Genomic DNA, 24613 nt, shown 5'->3' on the forward strand with positions numbered 1-24613 from the left:
TCTAGTAAATTTTTTCTTATTGGAGGGGTGGAAATACTTAATTTTTGTCAACTTATGTCTCCTTACTCTGGTGCATCCCAGCTCTTATGGTTGTCAAGGCACGAAAGACAGCGTTGAATGGGGGGGTAGTTGGATTTATATCGAATTTGACTAACTGGAATGGGGGATTTAGATTTGGCCCCGCGAAATATAGCCAAGAGCTGTACGCATAAAAATGAAACATAAATAGCATGAGCCATAACTGGTACAGATTAGGTAAATCGCATTGCCAACTCCTTTTATTCATACAACACGCTCTATATCTAAAGATACTTTCTACTCTTTAGGGTTGCTAACCGCCTTGGGAGTATCACTGATGGTAGCCTGGGCTGTCTGGTTTCTAATCAAGGATATCACCACTTATAGCGTTAGTGATCAAGCTAGGCTTGAGCAAGAGCAGAATACCGTACATGTCAGCACTCAGCGGACAGGAAGGGTCGTTGCGATTCAAGCCTCACTAGGTGATGTCCTCAGCAGGGGGGATGTACTGGTACAGCTTGATACAGCGGCGTTTGATTTGGATTTGGATGGTGATAGTAAGGTTTCACAGAGCCTTGACATACAGCTTGATGCGATTGAGAGGGAGCAGCAATTACTGAATAAGAAGTTTGTCGAGGATGATAAGGCTCTCCTGGGACAACTCGAACTTCTGCGTCAGCAACATCAGCTACAGGTCAGTAATCAAAAGATTCAGGCGGATGTGGCAGATCGTTACGAGCGATTGCTACAGAAACAGCAAAGTTCTGAGCTGGATTACTTGGCGGCAAAACGCACTTATCAGCAAATGGCCATGGCCACCCTTGTTGCAGAAGCCGAAATTGGGGCTGCTGAAGATCGTCGTGAGCAGATTGCCAATGAATATCAGTTGTCTCTTAGTGAGTTGAATCAACGTCGCGCTGATATCCAAAGCAAGCTTGCCGAGGTAGATACTCGTATACAGCAGAGTAATTTGGCTGTGGATGAACAGCAGTTACGTGCCCCAATTACGGGAAAACTTGCCTCTTTTGCTGATATACGCGAGGGCGAGGTTCTGCTTGCCGGCCAGCAAGTAGCCACAATACAGGCGAAGGGTGATATTAGTGTGCAGGCATTTTTTCCTCCTGCTCTAGCGCTTGGCCATATTCGCGAAGGGCAAAGTGCGCGAGTAAAACTCGAAGGTTTTTCTTGGGCGCGCTATGGGCAGCTATATGCTCGCGTAGAGAGGGTTGCCAGCGCGGTACAGGGAGAGCGGATTTTAGTTGAGCTTTCCCTAGAGGGCGACGTCCCCCCACTATTGCCACTGTTACATGACCTGCCGGCCAGGGTGGAAATTGCTACGGGTACAAAAACTCCCTATCAGCTGTTGTTACAAAGGGTCGGGGATATACTCACTGGGGAATCCGATAGCGAAAATAATAACGCGAGGATTTTGCCGTGAAGCAAAGAACTCGCTGGTTAGTGCCAGAGGTTGTACAGACCTCCAATATGGACTGTGGACCGGCTTCTCTGAAGTGTCTGTTGGAAGGTTTTGGAATCAATGTTCATTATGGTCATCTGCGCGATGCGTGCCAGACCGATGTAGATGGAACCTCCATAAATACACTGGAAAAAATTGCTGTTGAGCTGGGCCTTGACGCAGTTCAAATGGTTGTGCCAAAAGATCACTTGCTCATGGATATTCCCGGTTATTTACCAGGGTTAGCAGTGGTGCGCCTGCCAAATGGCAATACGCATTTTGTAGTGGCCTGGCGCAATCATGGTGGCGTTGTTCAGGTGATGGACCCGGCCAGTGGCCGACGTTGGCCCAGTACCCGTCGCTTTCTCGAGGAACTGCATATTCACACAACGGGTGTCCCCCCACAGGGGTGGCGGGATTGGGCGGGAGGAGACGATTTTATAACCCCTCTTCGCACGCGAGTTTTACAGCTGAAAGTTTCTGAGTCTTTATGCTCTGAATTTTGCCAGTTTGCTCTGAAAACTCGTGATTGGATGCCCCTGGCATTTCTCGATGCATCTGTTCGTATGATGACAGCACTAGTTTCTTCTGGGGCAGTACGCCGTGGAAGTGAAGTTAGCGGGATGTTGCAAAAGCTGATGGTGGAATTTACTGAGGATTCTGCCAATGCATTTGTCTTGGTGCCAGAGAATTATTGGTGTGTTCGCCCACAGAGTCAACCTGGTATTGAGGCAACCGAGACTGTGAATTTGGCTCCGGAGCAGTTGGAATTCAGCGGTGCGGTGATAGTGAGTGTTAAAGGTGTGCGTGAAACTGCTGAAGTAAAGCCAGCTTCAGGGAATCTATCCAGAGCGCTAGAGGAACCCCTGGTGCGCCCACTGCGGGAGTTGTGGGGATTGTTGCGTGATGATGGTTTATTTGCCCCGCTTATAGTGGCCCTCGCGATGTTTGGGGCTGTTTTTGGTTTGATGGCGGAGGCCTTACTGTTTCGCGGGTTGGTAGATATCCATAGCGAACTGGCTACAGGAATACAGCGAATTGGCTCAATGATCCTACTACTGGGCTTTATGCTGACTGTAATTCTTGTGCAGTATCCTGCGGCCAAGATTCAATTGATGGTTGGGCGACATCTGGAAAATCGTTTTCGTATACGCTTTCTTTCGGCTTTACCACAAATACCCGATCATTTTTTCCAGAGCCGCCCTACCTCTGATACTGCTGAGCGCAGCCACCGTATTACTGCGTTGCGAGAACTTCCTGTGCTGGCTGGTAGTATCCTCTTTAAAACGCTCTCACTAATTGCTACGGCCGGTGGAATTATATGGATTGCTCCTGATTCTGCTCCATTGGTAATCCTAATGGCCACTATGCAGGTGTTAGTCCCGCTGTCTTTTCAGCCCTTACTCAATGACCATAAGATGCGGGTTCAGACCCATGCCGGCGCCTTGGCGCGCTTCTATATGGATGCTCTCTTGGGGGTTATCCCGATACGTACGCATGGCGCTGCTGAGTCGGTTCGAAGAGAACATGAAAGTTTACTTTCCGAGTGGGTTAGGTCCAGCTACCTTGATCTGCGCTTACAGCTTAACAGTCAGGCCGTGCAACTGATTGTAAATTGCTCGCTCGCCTGCATTCTGGTGGCTTATTGTATCCACATTCGCGGGGCCAGCCCTGACCTGTTGCTTTTGGTTTATTGGGTATTAGCCCTTCCACCTCTGGGTGAAGATATTGCCGCATTGATTCGAGAGTATCCTCGTCAGCGCAATACTCTGTTGCGGGCACTCGAGCCTTTGCAAGCCGTCAGGGATAAGGGAGAGCAGAGTTCGGTAAACAAGAAGGTAGATTTTTGCCCGGAAAAACCGGCGAGCTTTCGCTTTGAAAATGTCAGTGTCAACGCCAGCGGTCGCACTATTCTCGATGGTATCAACCTGGATATAGGTTCCGGTGAGCATGTTGCCATAGTTGGCGTATCTGGAGCTGGGAAATCCAGTCTTGCAGGTCTTTTGTTGGGCTGGCACAAGCCTGCCGCTGGACGGGTACTTTTAAATGGTACTGAACTACACGGTGAGCTTCAGGCTCATTTCCGTCTACATTGTGCCTGGATTGATCCAGCCATCCAGCTTTGGAACAGCAGCCTTCTCGATAACCTGCACTATGGTAACAACCGCAATAAACCCTTATATCCAATCCTTGAACAAGCAGACTTGCTCAAGTTGGTGGCCTCGCTGCCAGAAGGTTTGCAGAGCACCCTCGGCGAGAGCGGTGCTCTTGTCAGTGGTGGAGAGGGACAGCGTGTGCGTCTTGGACGTGCCTTGGGTAGGGAGAACCCCTGCTGCGCCATTCTGGATGAACCCTTTCGGGGGCTCGATCGCAATCAGCGTCAGCAACTGCTTGGGCGTGTTCGCCAGATCTGGAAGGATACCACATTGATCTGCATTACCCACGATATTGCAGAGACCCAGAACTTTTCCCGGGTATTGGTGGTGGAAGACGGCCGCATAGTTGAAGATGGTGTCCCTTTAGAGCTGGGAGCTCGAAAGGATTCCCGCTATGCGCAGCTGCTCGCTGCAGAGCAGGAGCTGTGGCAGAATTGCTGGCAGAGTGATGATTGGCGCCATTTGCGCATGTCGGAGGGGCGTTTAAGCGAGGAGCCATCACAGAGAAAATCGCCTACTCAAGCAGGGGTAGCACAGACTGCAGAGGTGACCAGTGAACATTAAAGGCTCTGATAATAACCTGCGCCAACTGTGTTGGCCGGCAGCCCAACTGGAATCTGCCCAGCAAACTCTAGCTCGCCACTGTGGCCTGGAGCCGGCACTATCTGCTGATCTCGTCAAGGGTGCTGAAGCCGATGTGGATACCCGCCTGAAAATGAGTGCGGAAGCCTTGAATATACAGGTTGAACAAGTTAGCTGCAGTTACGGTGAGCAGAGCCAAATGCTATTGCAAGCTGCTCCTGCTCTGGTCCGTCTGTACTTTGATGAAGAAGAGCATTTTGTCGCCCTATGTGGCGGTAATCGCCGCCAGCTGCGTTTGTTGACCCCTACGCTACAGGTAGTGAAAGTCTGTCCCCGTCGGGTGATGGCCCTGCTTAGTTATAAGCAGGAGATTCCCCAGCGCGAACGTATTGCCCGCTTGCTCGACAGTGCTGGTATTCAAGGGCGACGGCGTGAGCGCGCGGTTGAAGCACTACTGAAAGAGAGCCTGGCGGGAGTACGCATTGAGGAATGTTGGCTGTTGCGCCAGCCTGCAAACAGGTCTTTCTTGCAACAATTACTTCTGCACGGTCAGCATTGGCAGTTTGCCAGTATGCTTGCCTGCCATGCAGTACAGATGGCTTTTTTCCTAGCCAGCTGGTGGGTTATCGGTAGCGCAGTACTGGGTGGTTATATTGATACTGGCTGGCTAATTGCCTGGGTATTGTTATTGGCAACTCAGGTGCCTCTATCACTGTTTACCGCGCGTCTGCGCGGTTCCATGTCAGTGCAAGTCGGAGCCTTGTTAAAGCAGCGATTGCTCGCCAGCGCTCTTCGAATTGATCCCGGCCGTGTGCGTCATATGGGTACCGGGCAGGTACTGGGGCGAGTTTACGATACAGAAAATATTGAAGCCAGTGCACTACAGGGCGGTTTCCTCTTATTACTTGGTGCAGTAGAACTGGCAATGGCTGCTTTTATATTAATGTTGGGCGCCTGTGGCCCGATGCACCTGTTGGTTTTGCCCTTATTTATTCTGGTGGCGGTAATCTTCGGCAGGGCCCAATACCACAGCCGTCGTCGCTGGACGGCCCAGCGTCTGTCGATGACAGATCGCCTGATAGAAAAGATGCTTGGCCATCGCACCCGGTTTGCTCAACAGGCCCCGGCGGATTGGCACCGGGGTGAGGATCGGGAGCTGAGCGAATACCTGCAAATCTCTACAGAAATGGATGGCACCATGGTGCGCCTGGTGGCGCTGTTGCCGCGTGCCTGGCTGTTACTCGGGGTGGCTGGGTTGGTCCCGGTATTTGTCAGTGGTGATGCCAGCAGCGCACAGCTGGCAGTTACTTTGGGAGGAGTACTGCTCGGTTACCGGGCCGTGCTCAAGTGCATGAACGGCTTTACCAACGCTCTGAATGCCCTGGTGGCCTGGGAGAGGGTGCGTGAACTTTTCGTCCTGGAGGCTCCACAGGGTGTTGCCTTGGTCAGTATCGCACGCACTGGTGGTGCAAGTAGTGACGAGCATTCTGCCGAGCAACCATTGTGTTATGTACGCGACCTTCGATTTAGTTATCCGAACAAAGAAAAGTCGGTTCTGGCAGATTGCAACCTGAGCATTTACCCAGGTGATCGCCTGTTGTTACAGGGGACTTCTGGTTCGGGGAAATCGACCCTAGCTAATGTGATTACTGGCATTCAGCAAGCGGATGAGGGCCTACTGCTTCTCAATGGCTACGATTGGGTCAGTATCGGCCCAGAGCGTTGGCGCCGCTTGGTGGCCTCTGCTCCCCAGTTCCATGAAAACCATGTGCTTGGTGATTCCTTCCTGTTCAACCTGCTGATGGGTGACGAATGGCCACCGAAGCAAGGTAGTTTACGCAGAGCCTATGCTATTTGCGATGAGCTTGGCCTGACGCCATTGATAGAGAAAATGCCCGCAGGGGTTTTACAGACTGTTGGCGAGATGGGCTGGCGCCTGTCCCACGGAGAAATGAGTCGCTTATTTATTGCGCGTGCGCTCTTACAAAATGCCGAGCTGGTGGTGCTGGATGAAAGCTTTGCCGCACTGGATCCGGAAAACTTGCGCATGGCTGTGGCTTGCGTACAGAAACACGCAAAAACTCTACTGGTAATTGCTCATCCTTAGAGAGGGAAAATAGGGTTTAAAGCAGGAAAAATTGATTTTTCATATCGACAGTATTTGGGCTTTCGGCTTTTTCTCAAATAATAAAGGAGGTCCGTTATGATTATTGAAAATGATATCCAGGTTGGATCACAGGCTGGTGTTGATCCTGTTCGGGGTACTGGCGGGGATGATGAAAGTTAATGATTTCCAATATCCTGCATTCAACCCTGAAGTGCATCAGTTAATCATCTGGAAAAGAGCGGCCGGCTGGAGATTATATCTGCTGCTTCTTCTCCGCCAGGAGACTAAGTGATGAAAGAGAGCTAACAAGGAATAAGGGTAGAGCACGTGCAGCCACGACCTAATCCAGTTGTTGGGCAAGCTCGGAGTTTTCAACCCGCTCTTTATAAGAAAATATCTTTTTCAGGTGTTGGGATTTTTCCACGACCTGCGAGCGCTCCATTTTTTATGGGCGATCGTCAGTCTTGGTTTTTCTGATACCAATGGAAGAGGTATTTTTTACTGAACACTTATGTCCTCTGATAAATGACAATATTTTACTGAATGTTAATTCGTTGGCCTGAGAGCCAGTCCAGACTGAAGGCTTGTATAAATCGCATGGGCGTGTTGCATTTGGGGCGGTGTATTGAAGATCGATTTCTTGCCGTAAGCGTCTCAAAGATAACTTTGAGAGTCAGCTGTACAAGCTATAATAATCGTTTGACGTTGCTGTGTGAAAATCCGTGGTCGCGTACTCGCCGAAAATCTTTGGGCAGCACATGCGGTATTACCAGCCATAGAAAGTCAGCGCCTAGCAGTGCCAGGGTTTTGGACTGTCCGCTTTTACTCTTGATATACCGGAAGGCTATCTTTCTGTTTTGATCACTCAATATTTTCTTCTCACTAATTAATCCAAGATATAGGTATTTGGATAAGTACTTGAGTGTCGATATCCCGCTACCAACAGACTGAGATGGTACAACCTCTGGCAGGCCGGAGACCTGCAGTCCCGCTTCATACAGCGCTTCGAGCATGCGGGCACGAAAGACTTTGGCGAGGGTGAGGCCATTGAAAAGATATTGGCTTTTAGCCTTCCTCCACTGTTGCCTGGTTCGATTCATTGTACCTCCGTGACAGTGTGGGTGATAATCCAGTCGCCGGGTGTGAGTATGGAGAACACTGGTCAATCCGATTTCGCCATTGAGATGACTGTCATTGAGGGAAAAGGTTTTAAGGTTCTCGGCAGCGGTAGCCATTAGCCACGTATAAACAATTTTCTGATGACGCTAAGCTAGTGTGCGCAGTTCTTCAAGGTCATCAGAAAATATTCCACCGGCAGCAGCTTACTGCTCTTTCGTACCAGCTACTGACTGACCTCATGGTTCTGGCATTGAGCGCAGTCACGTAGTGCCACAGCGCTTCAATGGCCAGTGGTACGACAGTGGCGAATGGCTGTTATGGTCCGGCGCTGCTCAGGCAATAGGTGGGCGCCGAACTTTTGCAGTAGAGCACCTTCATAATGTGCGATCACCGAGGCAATTCGCATTATAGCCACCTTAGATCAACGGACAGGCTATTGACCAAAGTGTTAATAGTGGCAGCAGTATCCTGCTCAATAGACTCAGTAAGGTGAATATAGCGGGCGATGGTTGTAGGGCTGGTTAGTAATAGAGGAGGTAATGGCTACCGCTATAAATAAGCTCAGCGGATGACTGAAGAGCGGTGTAGACAGGCGAGGAAGCCAAAAAGAGTCTACCAAAGACTATTGCACTAAAAGAGGCTAAGCTGAAGCTTCTATGGAGCCCAGAATAAATCTCTGACTGGTTAGAGAAGGAGGAAAATATGCCAATCAGCATTGAAACCAATTATTTACCTATATATCTGGGATGATAAGTATTGTGGTGGGACTCTGTAAGAGAATCTGCGATGCAGGGGTAGACCTTACAACAAGCGAGCTAATGGGAAATCAACTCGGGGGTACGTCAAGAACGCCATCAGCATCGAACAGCGGCCACAAATTGTAGATGATAAATTATGCATCCGAGAATGAGAAATAGATGTCTTTATAGGTAAAGGCCATAGTAATGCTCTGGTCAGCAGTGTAGATCGTAAGGGCAAATTCACACTCTTAGCAGGTTGAGCGGAAAACGGCAGAGTTAGTTGCTCAGACTACCATTACACTACTTGTTAGCACACGTCATTACCGTCGATAATGGCAAGGGATTTGCTCTGCACGAGAAGATTAGTGAGATTCAGGGTGTGGAAATCTATTTTACACATCCGTATGTATCTTGGGAAGAGAGGCCTGAACGGCCATATTAATGGCCTGCTGCGCCAGCACTTTCCGAAAAATTTGTGAGTCAAAAAGATGTCGAAGCGGCTGTTGAGCATTTAAATAATCGCCCTAGAAAAACGTTGGTTTATAAAATCCTGAGGCAAAGACTACGAGAGTATACAGTTGCCACAGTAGCTTAAAGTATGCTGTGCTTCAAGATTGAATGCAGGAAATGTTGATTTTTGATGGGCGACGTTTTGAGTGTAATAGATTTATATTTTTAAGGTGAATTTTATACCTAGATTTTCCCTTGGTTTCTAACTTGAAATAAAAGTTTCAGCTACAAAAAATTAAAGGTGTTACGCTGACCCTGGAGCTGATTTTTTATCTGCAGTATATTTCTAGAGGCTGGAATGAGGGGTATGTATGCTTTAAGGTCATTGTTCCCAAAATTCTAAGCTGAAACTAAATGCGATATTTTGTGCTGAGATAAAATCAAAAAAGGTTCGCTCATGGTTGATTAGGATTATCGTACAAATTAGTGTTTGACGGTGAGGCAAGGTCGTAAGTGGTTCTATCGTACCAATATGTATTTTGGATGGTTGAAATTGGGTCGAGGGTGTTAATTGATAGCTGTCCGAACTGATCAATGGTTACCTGGGGGCTGGAATTGTGACTATTTGCCCATAATTATTGTTTATATGTAGTCTGATAGGGGGGTGTCGAGTTAAGCTTTGTTTAGTTCGGACTAATTATGTCGAACTCTCTAAAGTAACTGTGATGAAGGAGATGTATTATGCGTATTGAAACTGAAATAAAAGTTGGTCCCGATGCCGTTATCGATGTTCCGCCAAATTGATTAGTTGGATGCTCCATCGCGCTATTTGATTCATAGTGCCTATACCTAATGCAAGTGCAATATAGGCTACTTTGAGCGTGGTATGATTGCGCTAGTTGAATTCTAAGTTGAGCCTTTCAGTTGAAGGCTTAAAAATAGGTTTTTCTGGGAGGCTTTCAGGATGGATTGTGCAATAATAGTCAAGTTGTAATTTTTATTTTGAACCACTACCACTACCACTAGAAGGGAGATTCATTATGTTAGTTGAGACCGATATCCAAGCAGGGCCAGATGCGGTAATTGATTTGCCGCCAAAGTAAAAAGAAACAAATGTCAAAGTTTATAACTCATGTTTGCTTAGCATGCTTTAATATTTAAATGCCTGTGCCGAAGTTAACTTGTTAACAGGATATTTTTGAGTGTTACATAGTGTTGAATATTATTCAGAGCTAAGTTGTAAAGCAGTGAAGATTGAATTACTTTGATTGTTTGAGTAAAGCCCGCTTTCGCGGGCTTTTTTATTCTCAAGTCTTAAGCTTCTTATAGTGCATCCGATGCGGCGTTGCTTCTTCACCCTTCCGCTGCACAAAGTCTTCATGGTACTCGGTGTAGTTGCCTTCGTAGAAGAGAGCTTCACTCTCACCTTCATACGCGAGGATATGAGTAGCCACACGATCCAGGAACCAGCGGTCGTGCGAAATTACCAGGGCACAGCCGGGGAAGTTGAGCAGGGCTTCTTCCAGGGCGCGTAGGGTTTCGATATCCAGGTCGTTGGAGGGTTCGTCCAGCAGCAGTACGTTGGCACCCTGTTTGAGGGTATAGGCCAAGTGCAGGCGTCCACGCTCACCGCCGGAGAGTTCGCCTACGCGCTTCTGTTGATCACTGCCCTTGAAATTAAAACGGCCAACAAAGTTGCGTGAGCCCACTTCGTAGTTGTTGATTTTCAGCATGTCGTGGCCGTCGGAGATGGCCTCCCATACGGTCTTGCTGTCATCCAGGTTCTCACGACCCTGCTCTACATAGGCAACCTTGACTGACTCACCAATATTGATTTCGCCAGAGTCGGGTTGCTCAGTGCCGGTAATCATGCGAAACAGGGTGGATTTACCAGCGCCGTTGCCGCCGACAATACCGACAATCGCGCCTTTGGGCACGCGGAAGGACAGGTTGTCGATTAGCAGGCGCTCACCGAAGCCTTTACTCACACCTTTAAATTCAATCACATTGTCGCCGAGGCGTTCGCCGGGTGGAATGTAGATTTCGTTGGTCTCATTGCGGGACTGGAAGTCCTGGGATTGCATTTCTTCCAGGCGGGAGAGGCGGGCCTTGTTCTTGGACTGGCGGCCTTTGGGGTTCTGGCGTGCCCACTCCAATTCTTTTTGCATGGCCTTGGCGCGAGCCTGCTCACCACGCTGTTCCTGCTCCAGGCGCTTCTCTTTTTGTTCCAGCCAGGTGGTGTAGTTGCCTTCCCAGGGGATACCGTGGCCGCGGTCCAGCTCCAGAATCCAGCCAGCGACATTGTCGAGGAAGTAGCGGTCGTGGGTGATGGCCACTACGGTGCCAGTGAAGTCGTGCAGGAAGCGCTCCAGCCAGAATACGGATTCCGCATCCAAATGGTTGGTGGGCTCGTCCAGCAACAACATATCGGGGCGGGAAAGCAGCAAGCGGCAGAGGGCAACACGGCGCTTTTCACCACCAGACAGGTTGTTTACGTCAGCGTCCCAAGGCGGCAGGCGCAGCGCGTCAGCGGCAACCTCCAGGCGGTGTTCCAGGTTGTGGGCATCCCAGGCCTGGATAATGTCCTCGAATTGCTGCTGTTTTTTCGCTAGGGCATCGAAATCCGCATCGGGCTCGGCGTAGTCGGCGTAGACCTGTTCCAGGCCTGTGAGGGCGTCGATAGCTTCGCGCACACCATCTTCCACGTTGCCGCGCACAGTTTTGCTGGCATCGAGCTGGGGTTCCTGAGGCAGATAGCCAACCTTGATTCCCGGCATGGCGCGAGCTTCGCCGTTATAGTCCTGGTCGACCCCGGCCATAATGCGCAGCAGGCTGGATTTACCGGCGCCATTCAAGCCCAGCACGCCGATCTTGGCTCCCGGGAAGAAAGACAGGGAAATATCCTTGAGGATTTCGCGTTTGGGGGGCACTACTTTGCCCACCCGGTTCATGGTGTATACGTATTCGGCCATTTGGGGTTCCGTAATGGGTGTTGGAATCGTTCAGATTTTGCGCGCAACTTATCAGTTTGCGTAAAAAGTGCAACCGCTAGCCCCAGCCTGGCGGTGCTGTACTCGTGTGTGGCTGACGCGGAATATGATCTGTGCTTAACTGCGACGCTAACTAGTACGAGAGCAATAAGACGGATAACAATGGATCAGGATTCCCCAGTATTGTTTTCCAGGCGCGGTGCCCTGGCGATCGCGACCCTAAACTTGCCCAAGGCCCTGAATGCCTTGAATTTGCAGATGATCGATCTGCTGTCGTCACAGCTGGACGCCTGGGCTAAAGATGATGAAATCGCGGCGGTATGGATTGATGGAAGTGGCGACAAGGCCCTCTGTGCCGGTGGTGATGTGGTGGCGCTGTATCAGCAGTCGGCGGCTTATGGTGAAACACCGGATTACCGCTATACCACTGACTTCTTCTCCCATGAATATCGCCTGGACTACAAAATACATACCTATGCCAAGCCAATAGTGGTTTGGGGTGGAGGTATTGTGATGGGAGGTGGTATCGGCATTATGGCTGGTGCGAGTCATCGCATTGTGACCGAAACCACCCGTATGGCGATGCCTGAAATTACCATTGGCCTGCTTCCCGATGTAGGTGGCAGCTGGTTCCTTAATCGTATGCCTGGCCGTCTGGGCCTTTTCCTGGGGCTGACTGGTGCCCAGTTTAATGGCGCCGATGCTCTGTTCGCTGGGATGGCGGATCGTATTATTGCCCAGGACCAGCGTGAGCCTGTTTTACAGTCGCTCGGGGCGCTGGAATTTGTGCAGGATAATGCGATAAACCATCAACTTGTCGGTGACTGCCTTAAAGGACTGGAGTTATCCCCTCTACAGCGGCCTGATTCGCAGCTGCGAGAACACTACGACCAAATCCAGCAGCTCACTAATTTCTCAACCTTGCCCGAGGTTTGTGCAGCTATCAGCGCATACCTGGGTGTGGATAAATGGTTGCAGCGGGCTGCTGCGACTTTGGTGGGAGGTTCACCACTGACTCCTTGGATAGTTTGGGAGCAATTGCGCAGGGCTCGTCACTTGTCGCTTGCCGATGTTTTCCGTATGGAGTTAACCCTGGCTGTTAACCTCTGTGCCAGTGGCCACTTTAAGGAAGGTGTGCGTGCCCTATTGGTTGATAAGGACCGCACACCTAAATGGCAGCCGGGAACCCTGGAGGAAATAACTCCCCAACAGGTGGCTGATTGCTTTGAAAGCCCCTGGGTTGGTGGGCATCCACTAGCAGATTTATAGAAAGCCTTTTTATAGAGCGACCCGGCCGCTCTATGTCCGGGATATAAACAACAAAATATGGAGTGGCTTTTATGGAAAAAATAGCCTTTTTTGGTCTGGGTAATATGGGTGGCCCTATGGCTGCCAATTTGGCGAAGGCTGGCTTTGGGGTGGCGGCTTTCGATTTAAACCCCGAGGCATTGGCACAGGCGCGGCAGGATCGCTGCGTACCCTGCGATACTGCACTACAGGCCGCTGAGGGTGCAGATATAGTGATCTCAATGTTGCCCAGCGGTGAGGCCGTAAAAGGGCTCTACCTCGGTGATCAGGGGCTGTTACAGCAACTCCCGGTTGGCACTCTGGTAATCGACTGCTCAACCATATCCGCAGAGGATGCTTCCAGCGTGAGCAGTGCTGCCCGCGGGCTGGGCCTGCGTGCGATCGATGCCCCGGTTTCTGGTGGAACTGCGGCGGCGGCGGCAGGCACTTTGTGCTTTATGTGTGGTGGTGATCAGGATGCGATGGATGCGGCCCGGAAAGTTTTACAGGCAATGGGTGGCAAAATATTTCATGCTGGTGCGGCTGGAGCGGGGCAGGTAGCAAAAATTTGTAACAACTTGTTGCTGGCTATCCATATGACCGGTACCGCCGAGGCACTGCAGTTAGGTGTTGATAAAGGCTTGGACCCCAGAGTGCTCAGCGACATTATGCAGGAAAGCTCAGGCAGTAACTGGTCGCTATCCAATTACAATCCCTACCCGGGCGTCATGGATAGCGTTCCGTCGGCGAATGGCTACGCTGGGGGTTTCAGCGTGGCACTGATGCTGAAGGATCTTGGGCTCGCCATGGATGCCGCGTCTACCAGCGCCTCTTCTACGCCTATGGGGGCTCTGGCAAAGAATCTTTACCAGCTCCATGGGGCTTGCGCTGACAACCAAAAGCTGGACTTTTCCAGCATCCAGAATATGTTCCGTCGCCCGGCTGGAACCCTGACCTGATAAGCGGTGTATTTTTTGTAGAGTGCGTTCCCTCAGGGCTTTTAGGCCGAGGGGACTGCTTTTTAAAGAGCTGCTGCACTCCTCCAAAGTGCCTGTCGCCGAATGCAAAAAAGTGGCACCAGTTCGCAAAATAGCAAAGAGGTACTAAATAGCTCGGCCGCTACCATTCCTTAGCCGCACCGTAATCGCTATCTTCCCCGCCCCCTTGGGATACACCCTGCCTTCAAGTCCGGTCACCGCCGCAGCTGGTGATCTGCTGGTTTTAAATCTGCGAAATTCAGCAGCTTGATTTGGATCAAGCCTGCTCTCGTGGCCAGCGGTTAATCTGCCTGCGACTTGTGATTGTGCCTGGAGGGGGGCCGTTCCTGAGTCGGGAAAAATGCCAAATCGCTATATGGAGAAGTTGATGAATCGTAAAACTGCTTGTGCAACTGCCGCCTTGACCGCTGTACTCTCTGCACCGGTACTGGCCTATGAAGAGGGCAGCTTTATTCTGCGCGGTGGTATGGCCACAGTAGCGCCCGATACCAGTTCCAGCGCACTTTCCCTGGGTGGTACCAAGCTGGATGGCACTGGTGTTGATGTTGATAACGGCTCCGCACTGGGTCTGACCGGTGTATATATGTTCCGCGATCACTGGGGCATAGAACTTGTAGCTGCAACACCTTTCACCCACGAGATTCAGGCCGAAGGCCTTGGTGATACCTTTGAGCTGGGTGAAACCAAGCACCTGCCACCGACACTATTGGTACAGTGGTACCCAATGGATCCCCGGTCCACGATCCAGCCTTACGTGGGCCTCGGTGTGAATTATACCGCTTTCTTCGATGAGGAAATTAGTGGTACTGCCGATACAGTTTTTGAAACCCTCGGTGCTACCAGTGATGCGGAGTTGTCCTTGGATAATTCTTTTGGCTTGGCCGCAGAAGCTGGAGTGGACTTTACTTTTGGTGCTGATCAGCGCTGGTTATTCAATGTTGCCGTCTTCTGGATGGATATCGATACCGACGCCACTGTAAAAGTGCCTGGTGTGGGTAATGTTACCGCTAAAGTGGATATCGACCCGCTGGTATACATGGCAGGTCTCGGCTATCGCTTCTAAGGTAGCGATACTCTAGTTTTGGGGCTGGGCAGTCGCTGCGGTTTTCTCCATGGGAACTCGGCGGCTGCCTTTTCGTTTGTGCGGGGGGGCTGTCGCAAACAATTGATTGAGGTTGTAGGAATATGATGCGAAAGACAAAGAGTAATATGGGTGGCTTATCGGAAGAGCTGCTGTCCCGTTACAGCGGGCCCTGCCCACGTTATACTTCATACCCTACAGCAGATCGATTCAAACCCCTCGATGGCAATATCAGGCCATGGGAAGCATTGCAGAATATTCGCAGCCTTTCCCTTTATATTCATATCCCCTTTTGCCGCTCCCTGTGTTACTTCTGCGCCTGTAACAAGGTAATTACTTCTCAATACGGCCTTGCCTCCAGCTACCTGGATAACCTGCTGCAGGAGGCGCGCTGGTACCGCGATAAGGTGGCACAAGTGCCGGTCACCCAGTTGCACCTGGGCGGGGGCACACCCACTTTTCTCAGTGATGGGGACATGCGACGTTTGATGGAGGGGTTGGGTGAAGTGTTCGACCTTCGCCCCGGCGATGGTGTGGAATACAGTATTGAAGCCGATCCGCGTACTTTGGAATTGGAAACTCTGGATACCCTGCGGGATCTGGGATTCAATCGTCTTAGTCTCGGGGTCCAGGACTTCGATATCGAGGTACAGAGGTCTATTAATCGTATCTGCAGTGCCGACCAGGTTACCGAGTTGACGGATGCGGCGCGCGAACGGGGGTTCGAATCCATTTCCTATGATCTGATTTACGGCCTTCCAAAACAAAACCTAAATAGCCTGCACAGCACATTGGACAAAGTCCTGGACTTGCAGCCAGATCGTATCGCCCTTTATCACTACGCGCATTTACCCCATCGCTTTAAGGCTCAGCGCCTGATTGACACCGACCTGATTCCCTCGGCTGCAGAGAAAGTAGCCATGCAGCTGGCTGCGGTAGAGCACTTGGGACAGGCTGGATATGAGTTCCTTGGCATGGATCATTTTGCTCGCCCGGGAGATGAGCTGGCGAAAGCTTCTCATGCGGGTATGTTACAAAGAAATTTCCAAGGTTATACCTTGATGCCCGCTGATGCCCTTGTTGGATTGGGAGCCTCGGCGATCAGTTATAGTCGCGATGGTTTTTGGCAAAACCTTCACCGTTTGAAAGAATATGCGCAAGCTATTGGTGACAGGGGTAATGCATCTTGCCGGGGATGGTTTTTAGATCGGGAAGACCGTTTGCGTCAGTGGGTAATTACAGAATTAATGTGCCGCCTGCGCCTGGATAAAGGTGAAGCGGAACGTCGTGCAGGGGCTTCCTTTGATGCCTATTTTTATGAGGAAATTCAGCGTTTACAGCCTATGTTTGACGATGGTCTAATTTACCAAGATAAAGATAGTATTGTTGTAACTGAGCAGGGGCGCTGGTTCGTGCGCAATGTAGCTTCAGCTTTTGATAGTTATTTACATAACCAGCATACAGATGCGCAATATTCCCGGGTTCTTTAAGTAACTGAAGGAGACGACCGCCCGTACAGCGGGTACAATTGCCGCAAATTATTTTACCGGCCGGTTTAGTATGATTGACTCCTCAGTGGCGGTTAGCTGCAGTAACTGCTCCGTAAGACGTTTATGCCTGCCCGCGGGATTATCTCAAGCGGATATTGATCGACTAGAGCAGGTTACACGCAGAAAGAAAATTGTAAAAGCAGGGGAGGCCCTGTATCGCTCCGGTGATCCTTTTGCCAACCTTTATGCGATTCGCTCCGGAAGTTTTAAAACTGTAGTCATCGCTGCCGATGGTGATACGCAGGTAACACACTTTGCACTTCCTGGAGAATTACTTGGCCTCGATGCTTATAGTAGCCGGGTCCACCCCAGTTATGCCGAAGCACTGGAAGACAGCAGCGTCTGCCTGCTGCCTTTTACCCAGTTGGAGTTATTGGCTCATCAGGTAACGGCACTACAGCAACAAATATTCAGTATTTTTTCTGAGGAATTGCGCCAGGAAAACGATATCCTAATGCTGCTTGGCAAGCGCTCAGCGGATACACGCTTGGCTGCATTGCTCATTAATATTTCCAGTCGTTATTCCCGTCGCGGTTATTCCCATAGTGAGTTCGTATTGTCTATGCCTCGAACTGATATTGCCAATTACCTGGGCTTGACTGCAGAAACAGTTAGTCGGCTTTTCTCGCGCTTCCAGCGTGAAAATTTAATAAAGGTGAGTGGGCGGGCTGTGGAAATTGTGGATCTGGTGGGGCTCAGTGAGTTGGCTGGAACCCACTGTGGTTACGATGAGGATTAAACTGGGATCTGACTGGACCATCAGGAACCTCTGATTAAAGCACTGCTTTTTAGTATGGATTATCAGAGGTTCTGGGATATATTAAGCTTCCGCTACCGTCTCGATTGAGGCAATTACTTCCGCCCACTTTTGCTTTTCGCTATCCGGGATGTAGCTGGCCTTAAAGCTGTTAAGGGCCAGTTGTTTTGCCTGTTCCCTCGTCATGCCCAGGCTATCGCTCAGCGCCAGGTAATTCCGGTTTAGGTAACCACCAAAATAAGCTGGGTCATCGGCGTTTACGGTAACGCAGAGCCCCTGCTCGAGCAGGTCGAGAATTGGGTGTTCACTCATATCGTCATAGACGCAGAGGGCAGTATTGGAGAGTGGGCATACAGTGAGAGGAATATTATTTTCTTTAAGGCGTTCTATTAGCGCCTCATCCTCTACACAGCGAACCCCATGGTCAATGCGGCTTACATCGAGTATATCGAGGGCCTCTTTAATATATTCTGCCGGTCCTTCCTCACCGGCATGAGCAACGCGCTCCAGGCCTAACTCTTTGGCTTTGGTGAAAACATTTTTAAACTTACTCGGCGGATGGCCCAGCTCAGAGGAGTCCAAGCCGACGCCTTTTATGAATTTGAGGTGGGGTTTGGCTGCTTCCAGGGTGGCAATGGCGTCTTCTTCACTGAGGTGGCGCAGGAAACAGAGTATCAGGTGACTGCTAATTCCCCATTCGTTTTCAGCATCTTTTAAAGCATTGTGAATTCCGTGGATGACCACGCCGATATCGACCCCTCTTTCCGTATGGGTTTGTGGATCAAAGAAAATCTCGGTGTGAGCGACATTATCTTCCCGGCAGCGCTGTAGATAAGCCATTGTCAGGTCGTAAAAGTCCCGTTCATGAATCAGAACTGACGCACCTTGGTAATAGATATCCAGAAATGACTGTAGATTGTGAAATTTATAGGCAGCTTTGATTTCCTCAACACTGGTGAAGGGGATTTCAATATTGTTGCGTTTGCTCAGCTCGAACATGAGTTCTGGCTCCAAGGAGCCTTCGATGTGCAAGTGCAGCTCTGCTTTAGGCAGTGCTTTAATAAAATCCGGATCGGCGATGCTCATATAAATAACTTTACCAGGGCTGTGATTTTGGGCTTGGCATAAGAGCCATGCAGCTTCAATGGCCGCTAATGGTATCAGCTTCTCGCTTGTAGCTGAAAAGTGGAGCGGCAGTCCCTACTTGAATATCAAAATACACAGGGCGGTTTACTTTTTTCTGACACCATGTAAACTAAACTGGCTAGTTTACATTTTTATTTGTCTTAAGGAGCGGGAAGATGGGTAAGGTCGTATTGATTACCGGGACATCCACCGGTTTGGGGTATAGCCTGGCGCTGCAATTGTTGAGGCAGGGATATATCGTTTATGCAAGCATGAGAAACCTTGCGAAGGCGGCTTCCTTGAAGGGTGCGGCAGGAGATACTGGAATTCTCAGAATTCTTGAACTGGATGTGCAGAATATGGAAAGTATTCAGCGTTGTGTGAGCACCATTATTGAGGAGCAGGGCCGGATTGATATCCTGGTCAATAATGCCGGTGCTGGTTTTGTTAAAACAACGGAAATGTCTAGTGAGGAAGAAGTTCAGTGGGTAATGGATGTAAATTACCTGGGGGTGGTGCGTTGCTCCAAGGCTGTTCTTCCTCATATGCGCCGTGCTCGCAGTGGTCATATAATTAATATCTCCTCTATTGGGGGCTTGTTGGGCAGCCATTTAATGAGCTTTACTGTGCAGCCAAATTTGCAGTTGAGGGATATACCGAAGCAATGGCCAGCTATATTCAGTCAAGTTTTAATATTCATTTCACTGTCATTGAGCCGGGTGGTATTTATTCCGAATTTGCAAATAGCGTCCTTTTACAGTTGGAGTCGGATGGCGCTATAGAGGAAGATGATTACCAGGCAGTTTTTCAGCAGTATTTTTCCAGTATCCGTCAACGGACTCCCGAGCAGACAGCAAAGATATACCAGACTGCAGATCAGGTTGCCCAGGTAGTTGTTAAGACCATAGAAAATGAAGATCCGCCAGTACGTGTTCGCACTTCCGAGTGGGGAGAGGAATTCTGTGGATTTAAAACTGAAGCAGATCCGACAGGGAAAAAACAGCAGAAGATGGTGGTGGACAGTATGTTGTTCGTAAAGTCACCGACTTAGCAAGTATTTTAGTGTGGGCGGCTGAACCATTATTAAAGATCCCGGTGCTGCCAATCTTGATGGTTGGTTGTTAATTTTGAAGTCATTGCTTTTTTACTAAATTTTTCTATTTCAGGCGGCCTTGCGAAAATTTGATCGCAAGACTATATATTCTTTAAAAAATAGTTTCATCTTTTGTCTTTTTATTTTCAGCTGGAGACGTCCGTCAGAGAAGCAGGTACAATTGCCGCAAATTGGAAGCTGGTCGCTGAGGCATGATTGATTCATCGGTAGCGGTAAGTTGCGGTAACTGTTCAGTCAGGCGCCTGTGTTTGCCCGCAGGTTTGTCCCAGGCTGATATTGCTCGGCTAGAAAAAGTCACTCGTCGTAAGAAAATTGTTAAGGCTGGTGAAGTTCTGTTTCGCTCTGGTGACCCTTTTCAAAATCTTTACGCAATACGTTCTGGTAGTTTTAAGAGTGTTGTAATTGCTTCCGATGGAGATACCCAGGTTACCCACTTTGCTCTTCCTGGCGAATTACTTGGGCTTGATGCCTATAGTAAGCGTATTCATTCCAGTTATGCTGAAGCGTTGGAGGATAGCAGTGTCTGTCTTTTGCCATTTGCGCAACTGGAATTGCTGGCTCAGCAAGTACCTACGCTGCAGCAGCAAATTTACAGTATTTTTTCCGAGGAACTACGTCAGGAAAATGACATTTTACTGTTGCTTGGCAAGAGATCTGCGGAAACAAGGCTTGCTGCCTTGCTTATTAATATTTCCAGCCGCTACGCTAGTCGTGGTTATTCCCATAGTGAATTCGTCCTCTCAATGCCGCGCATTGATATCGCCAATTACCTGGGGTTGACTGCTGAAACGGTTAGTCGGGTTTTTTCTCGTTTTCAGAGGGAAGGGCTGATTAAGGTAAACGGCAGAGTGATAAAGTTTCTGGATTTACTTGGGCTTAGTGAGGTGGCTGGGACTCATTGTGGTTATGACAATGAAGGTGGAGGCTAGTTGACCTTTGTTGTGCAAGGATATAGAAAAACTACGAGTGCAGAGTTGGCATTTAAATATTCAGCATGAAATCTTTGTAAGTTTATCTTTGACTTTTCTTTATATGCACAGTGGCGGATTTTATTAAAAGTTTTTCCTGCTTTCCCTAGATTGTTTCGCGATACAATAATTGGGGTTGTGTGATTTCTCCTGTTGATACGTAGTAGCTACTTTTCGAGGAGGGGTTGTCTATTGCTCTTTTTTACAGTGAGCTGGGCCTTAATTATATTAAGATATTGGTTTTGACTTAAGGGGATAAGTTTCAGGCGCTATCCCTCTAAAAGCAGGTTGGCTCATAAGGGTTAAATCGGTTTTTTGAAATAAAAAAGGGGGGCGTGAACGCCCCCTTAATCCACTACTTATCAGGAGTGTGTGGAGAAAGCTAAATTTTCATGGCTTCAGTTTGGCTGTGCTTTTCCTTTTCCTTTGATGCCTGTGATAACCAGTCCATGGCCTTGTGCTGTTCCTCGAAATAGCGCACTTCACCACTCATAAACCATCCCCCAACCTTGGTGGCTATTTCCTGCCATTCTTCATCCCCAAGGACGGCGACCTGGGAGAATTCATTGCCATGTTTTAATGCCATTTTAAATTCATCCCATATCGCGTGCAGCCCCCATCCTTCAAATTCTCTGAGATCAATAAGCATCTGTACTTGAGGGTTTTTTACACCTTCCAGGGCATATTCAAGCAGAGGTGTTATCCGCTCATAATCTTCATGGGTCAGCTGGCCGATTGCTTTAAGGTAAAGAAAGAAATCATTGTCAATTCTCTCCATGCCAATTGATATGCCGTGACGCTTAGTTTTCATGCTTCCTCCCTTCCCTATTTAAAAGTAACTTTTGACACCTCAGGCGAGGGCTTTTTCTGGTTGTACTAAGTAATCGCGTAAAGATTCGTAGATTTTCTTTGCATCCTCGTCAAAAAATGGATCTTTGATTTCTTTAACTTGCTTATGTATTTGCTCCCAATCCTCAGCATCCAGGTATTGCTCTATCTGGGGAAATATCGCTGAGTTTTCCAGGCTGATATGGCTGCGTTGTAGTTCCAAATATGTATTGCTGGCGCCCTGTAATACCCTTCGCTCAACCATGGCATCATTAGCCACTGCATAAAAGAGTGCACACATGTGCTTGGTAGCTGCTGCAATCTGTTCGTGTTGCATCTGTGCTTCATAGATTGCTTCCCGCTCATGAATCGGTTTATTCAGGAGTCGGGCAAGAATCAGGTCCTCCACCGGATGGTGGTACTTATCCGGGTAGACTGAAAAATAATCCAGGGCATCGAGAATCAACGACAGGGTATTGGGATCGCGGTCACTGCGCCCAAAAAGATCCAGTAGCAATTGCTCAAAAGCATCGAGCATCTGCTGCATATGTTTGTGGTCACAGCACAGTTGCCGGTAGATGACATTCATCCCAGACCTCCGCGATCAGTTTCTGGGTGTATTGTTACCGGGAAGGGGGAATCTGGGTTGATTTGGATCAAGCGGCGGGGAGTTTGCAAAAGAGCGGGAGGGATTTGGCGCAATATGCTCCTCTACCTCTTTTATGCATCATATGAAAGTCTTATTTTTTCCTAGTGAAATTCGTTTCTTAATATATTGAAACATACTGGTTAGTCAGTCATTGGTATGATTTGAATAATAATTATCAATATGAATTTGACCGCCAGCCAATCCGAGCCTACTTTCAGGTTTGTCCCATTAGCTTGCATTACTCTTCGAGTAAATTTCTTTAATTGTAAGTTAGTGGTCTCTTGCCCCCCCTGAAGTAACAGGTTTTTTGCTGATTATATTAATCGGTGACCACCTTACTGTGGGGCTCTATTCCAGGGGAAGGTTGAAGGGTAGTAATTTTATTTGTGATTAGGACAGCGGTCGATAATCTGGGAAATATCCATGAAAAGAACCACAAACTATATTGGCGCTCTGATCTTCGCTTTATGCTCTTCCATTGCTTTGGCCGAAGGGGGCTATTGGGGGGCTACAGCAGGAATAATGGATTTCGACTTTAACGGCGTCGACAACCCTATCGGGGTTGGTTTGAGAGCCGGTTATTCACAGATATCGGGATGGGGGCTAGAGGCGGAGTATATTGACTCCCTGGTGGGTGGCGAGACGGAAGTTCTGGGTAAAGCAGTTGATGTGGACATGTATAGCCTTGCGGGTTATGTCACTTATCGATCCCTCGGTGAGATTTATATCAAGGGGCGTCTGGGGCTTTTATACGAGGATGTCTCTGTGGGCAGTGAAAGCAGCGATGATTTTGGTATTTCAGCGGGAGCAGGTATTGGCTTTGTTCTTGGGGCCAACAGTAATATCGAGCTGGAATATACTGTTCTTGAAAAAGATGTAGGTCTTTGGTCCGGGGCCTTTACTTATCGCTTTTGAGCCTGGCCTAGTTTATCTATGCAGAAGATGGATTTGGACTCCTCTGGTGAGTATCCCGACAGCGATACTTCTGCTGGGGTCATTGCCAGTGTCAGGTTGACAGAGAGTGCCACCGGTGAAACTGGGTACACCTTTGTTGAGACTGATGTGGATTGCTGGTCTGGATCTGTGGTCTATCACTTCTAAAGCAGGCAATATCATGAAGCGCGGCACATCGGCCGCGTTTTCGTTTTGCGCAATCCCTATGCCCTTGGTGTACAATGCGCGCCTTTCTAAAATGCTCAGGATCCTTTGAGTAGCCCATGTGGCCCGGCTGGCGCCAGAAGCCAAGTTGCAAGGCCTGAGCACAGTGGTACCGAGTTACACAAGTCTCTACTCAGCCCGCATTACCGAGGGAACACCATGTTTGATTCATCAGTCACGCTCGCTTCTTATGATCCCGAAATCTGGGAAGCCATTCGGGAAGAAGACTCTCGCCAGGAAGATCATATAGAGTTGATCGCCTCTGAGAATTATACCAGCCCGCAAGTCATGGAAGCCCAGGGCAGCAGCCTGACCAATAAATACGCTGAAGGCTATCCGGGTAAGCGTTACTACGGCGGCTGTGAGTATGTAGATAAAGTGGAAACCCTGGCGATAGAGCGTGCTAAGGCGCTGTTTGGTGCCGATTACGCCAATGTCCAGCCCCACTCTGGCTCTCAGGCCAACTCCGCTGTTTACCAGGCTCTGTGCGCACCGGGTGATACCGTTCTGGGTATGAGCCTGGCCCACGGTGGTCACCTGACTCACGGAGCTCGAGTTAACTTCTCTGGTAAGATCTACAACGCTGTCCAGTACGGGTTGAACCCTGAAACTGGTGAAGTGGATTATGAGGAAGTAGAGCGCCTGGCACTTGAGCACAAGCCGAAAATGATCGTTGCTGGCTTTTCTGCCTATAGCCGTGTCATGGACTGGGCGCGTTTCCGCGAGATTGCAGACAAAGTCGGTGCTTACCTGTTCGTCGATATGGCGCACGTTGCCGGTCTGGTTGCCACAGGTGAATATCCCTCGCCAATCCCTCACGCGGATGTAGTGACCTCCACTACCCATAAAACCCTGCGTGGTCCACGCGGTGGTATTATCCTGGCGCGTGCCAATGAGGAAATTGAGAAGAAGCTGAACTCCGCCGTATTCCCCGGTGGTCAGGGCGGTCCCTTGATGCATGTAATTGCAGCTAAGGCGGTTTCCTTCAAAGAAGCCATGACTCCAGAATACAAAGACTACCAGAAGAAAGTGGTGGAAAATGCCCGGGCTATGGCCGAGACCTTTCTGGATCGCGGAATCAATATCGTTTCCGGTGGTACTGACGACCATCTGATGCTGGTGGATTTGATCGGCAAGGAGTACACCGGTAAAGATGCCGATGAAGCCCTGGGTAATGCCAATATCACCGTGAACAAGAACGCTGTCCCCAATGACCCGCGTTCCCCATTCATCACCAGCGGCCTGCGGGTCGGTACCCCGGCGATTACTACCCGTGGTTTTGGTGTGATGGAAACCCAACAGCTGACGCACTGGATCTGCGATGTTCTGGATGCGCTGGAGAAGGGTGATGTGGAGTCCACTATCGCCGAAGTAAAGCAGAAGGTATTGGAGATCTGTGCTCAGTTCCCTGTGTACAAGCAGGCCTGATTGCTTAAGCAGTTGAAAAAGCGGCTCGGAGAGCCGCTTTTTTTATGGGTGT

General features: G+C 49.4%; 19 protein-coding genes and 1 pseudogene. 14 read left to right on the forward strand and 6 right to left on the reverse strand.

The features are described 5' to 3' along the window. Positions 1 to 355 precede the first annotated feature (355 nt). From GL2_RS09465 to GL2_RS09475, 3 genes are read left to right on the forward strand one after another with little or no spacing between them, the layout of a single operon-like run. Complete coding sequence (locus GL2_RS09465) at positions 356 to 1456, forward strand: HlyD family secretion protein (RefSeq protein WP_143730419.1); 1101 nt, start codon at positions 356 to 358, stop codon at positions 1454 to 1456. Beyond that, positions 1453 to 4194, forward strand: a complete 2742-nt coding sequence (locus GL2_RS09470; protein ID WP_143730420.1) for an ATP-binding cassette domain-containing protein — start codon at positions 1453 to 1455, stop codon at positions 4192 to 4194. Before GL2_RS09465 ends, GL2_RS09470 begins: the two co-directional genes overlap by 4 nt. After that, positions 4184 to 6319: an ABC transporter ATP-binding protein gene (locus tag GL2_RS09475; protein ID WP_143730421.1), complete on the forward strand. Its 2136-nt coding sequence runs from the start codon at positions 4184 to 4186 to the stop codon at positions 6317 to 6319. The genes GL2_RS09470 and GL2_RS09475 overlap by 11 nt, the downstream gene beginning before the upstream one ends. Before the next feature lie 686 nt (positions 6320 to 7005). Here the strand turns inward: GL2_RS09475 and GL2_RS09480 are convergent. The 3 genes from GL2_RS09480 to ettA form a co-directional block, all read right to left on the reverse strand. Next, positions 7006 to 7554, reverse strand: coding sequence for a transposase (locus GL2_RS09480; RefSeq protein ID WP_143730422.1), 549 nt, complete (start codon positions 7552 to 7554; stop codon positions 7006 to 7008). 164 nt (positions 7555 to 7718) lie between these two features. Beyond that, positions 7719 to 7844, reverse strand: coding sequence for a hypothetical protein (locus GL2_RS22135; protein WP_255505855.1), 126 nt, complete (start codon positions 7842 to 7844; stop codon positions 7719 to 7721). 2091 nt (positions 7845 to 9935) lie between these two features. After that, complete coding sequence (gene ettA / locus GL2_RS09485; protein WP_143730423.1) at positions 9936 to 11600, reverse strand: energy-dependent translational throttle protein EttA; 1665 nt, start codon at positions 11598 to 11600, stop codon at positions 9936 to 9938. 180 nt (positions 11601 to 11780) lie between these two features. Between ettA and GL2_RS09490 the strand changes: the two genes are divergently transcribed. The 5 genes from GL2_RS09490 to fnr (GL2_RS09510) all read left to right on the forward strand — a co-directional run bounded on the left by GL2_RS09490 (position 11781) and on the right by fnr (GL2_RS09510) (position 17273). Continuing rightward, positions 11781 to 12887 carry an enoyl-CoA hydratase/isomerase family protein gene (locus GL2_RS09490; RefSeq protein WP_143730424.1) on the forward strand — a complete coding sequence of 369 codons (1107 nt, stop codon included), beginning with the start codon at positions 11781 to 11783 and terminating at the stop codon, positions 12885 to 12887. Positions 12888 to 12958: 71 nt separating this feature from the next. Further along, the gene (mmsB, locus tag GL2_RS09495; protein ID WP_143730425.1) at positions 12959 to 13864 is read left to right on the forward strand and encodes a 3-hydroxyisobutyrate dehydrogenase; all 906 of its coding nucleotides are present in this window, start codon (positions 12959 to 12961) and stop codon (positions 13862 to 13864) included. A gap of 406 nt (positions 13865 to 14270) precedes the next feature. Beyond that, positions 14271 to 14966: an OmpW family protein gene (locus tag GL2_RS09500; protein WP_143730426.1), complete on the forward strand. Its 696-nt coding sequence runs from the start codon at positions 14271 to 14273 to the stop codon at positions 14964 to 14966. Positions 14967 to 15088: 122 nt separating this feature from the next. Further along, positions 15089 to 16474: an oxygen-independent coproporphyrinogen III oxidase gene (gene hemN / locus GL2_RS09505; RefSeq protein WP_232053810.1), complete on the forward strand. Its 1386-nt coding sequence runs from the start codon at positions 15089 to 15091 to the stop codon at positions 16472 to 16474. Positions 16475 to 16544: 70 nt separating this feature from the next. Further along, positions 16545 to 17273: a fumarate/nitrate reduction transcriptional regulator Fnr gene (fnr, locus tag GL2_RS09510; RefSeq protein ID WP_143730427.1), complete on the forward strand. Its 729-nt coding sequence runs from the start codon at positions 16545 to 16547 to the stop codon at positions 17271 to 17273. Positions 17274 to 17354: 81 nt separating this feature from the next. On the opposite strand, the gene GL2_RS09515 is transcribed toward fnr (GL2_RS09510), so the two are convergent. Continuing rightward, positions 17355 to 18377: an adenosine deaminase gene (locus GL2_RS09515; protein WP_143730428.1), complete on the reverse strand. Its 1023-nt coding sequence runs from the start codon at positions 18375 to 18377 to the stop codon at positions 17355 to 17357. Positions 18378 to 18592: 215 nt separating this feature from the next. Here GL2_RS09515 and GL2_RS09520 point away from each other — a divergent pair. From GL2_RS09520 to fnr (GL2_RS09525), 3 genes and pseudogenes are all read left to right on the forward strand, one after another. After that, a pseudogene (locus GL2_RS09520) lies at positions 18593 to 19107 on the forward strand (SDR family NAD(P)-dependent oxidoreductase); the annotation flags it as partial. A gap of 69 nt (positions 19108 to 19176) precedes the next feature. Continuing rightward, positions 19177 to 19467 carry a hypothetical protein gene (locus tag GL2_RS21695; RefSeq protein WP_197736546.1) on the forward strand — a complete coding sequence of 97 codons (291 nt, stop codon included), beginning with the start codon at positions 19177 to 19179 and terminating at the stop codon, positions 19465 to 19467. Positions 19468 to 19721: 254 nt separating this feature from the next. Next, entirely contained in the window at positions 19722 to 20459 is a 738-nt protein-coding gene (fnr, locus tag GL2_RS09525; protein WP_143730429.1) for a fumarate/nitrate reduction transcriptional regulator Fnr, read from the forward strand. 421 nt (positions 20460 to 20880) lie between these two features. Here the strand turns inward: fnr (GL2_RS09525) and GL2_RS09530 are convergent, their stop codons facing one another. Both GL2_RS09530 and GL2_RS09535 read right to left on the reverse strand, forming a co-directional pair. Next, positions 20881 to 21309, reverse strand: a complete 429-nt coding sequence (locus GL2_RS09530) for an STAS/SEC14 domain-containing protein (RefSeq protein ID WP_143730430.1) — start codon at positions 21307 to 21309, stop codon at positions 20881 to 20883. Between the two features lie 39 nt (positions 21310 to 21348). Next, complete coding sequence (locus GL2_RS09535) at positions 21349 to 21915, reverse strand: hemerythrin domain-containing protein (protein WP_143730431.1); 567 nt, start codon at positions 21913 to 21915, stop codon at positions 21349 to 21351. A 483-nt stretch (positions 21916 to 22398) separates the two neighbouring features. Between GL2_RS09535 and GL2_RS09540 the strand changes: the two genes are divergently transcribed. From GL2_RS09540 to glyA, 3 genes are all read left to right on the forward strand, one after another. Beyond that, positions 22399 to 22890 (forward strand): outer membrane beta-barrel protein, encoded by a 492-nt coding sequence (locus tag GL2_RS09540; RefSeq protein ID WP_143730432.1) that lies wholly within the window; start codon positions 22399 to 22401, stop codon positions 22888 to 22890. A gap of 18 nt (positions 22891 to 22908) precedes the next feature. Beyond that, complete coding sequence (locus tag GL2_RS21470; RefSeq protein WP_172621104.1) at positions 22909 to 23076, forward strand: hypothetical protein; 168 nt, start codon at positions 22909 to 22911, stop codon at positions 23074 to 23076. Between the two features lie 216 nt (positions 23077 to 23292). Then, positions 23293 to 24561 carry a serine hydroxymethyltransferase gene (glyA, locus tag GL2_RS09545; protein ID WP_143730433.1) on the forward strand — a complete coding sequence of 423 codons (1269 nt, stop codon included), beginning with the start codon at positions 23293 to 23295 and terminating at the stop codon, positions 24559 to 24561. Positions 24562 to 24613: the final 52 nt, after the last annotated feature.

The sequence above is a fragment of the Microbulbifer sp. GL-2 genome, assembly GCF_007183175.1.
Taxonomy (GTDB): Bacteria; Pseudomonadota; Gammaproteobacteria; order Pseudomonadales; family Cellvibrionaceae; genus Microbulbifer.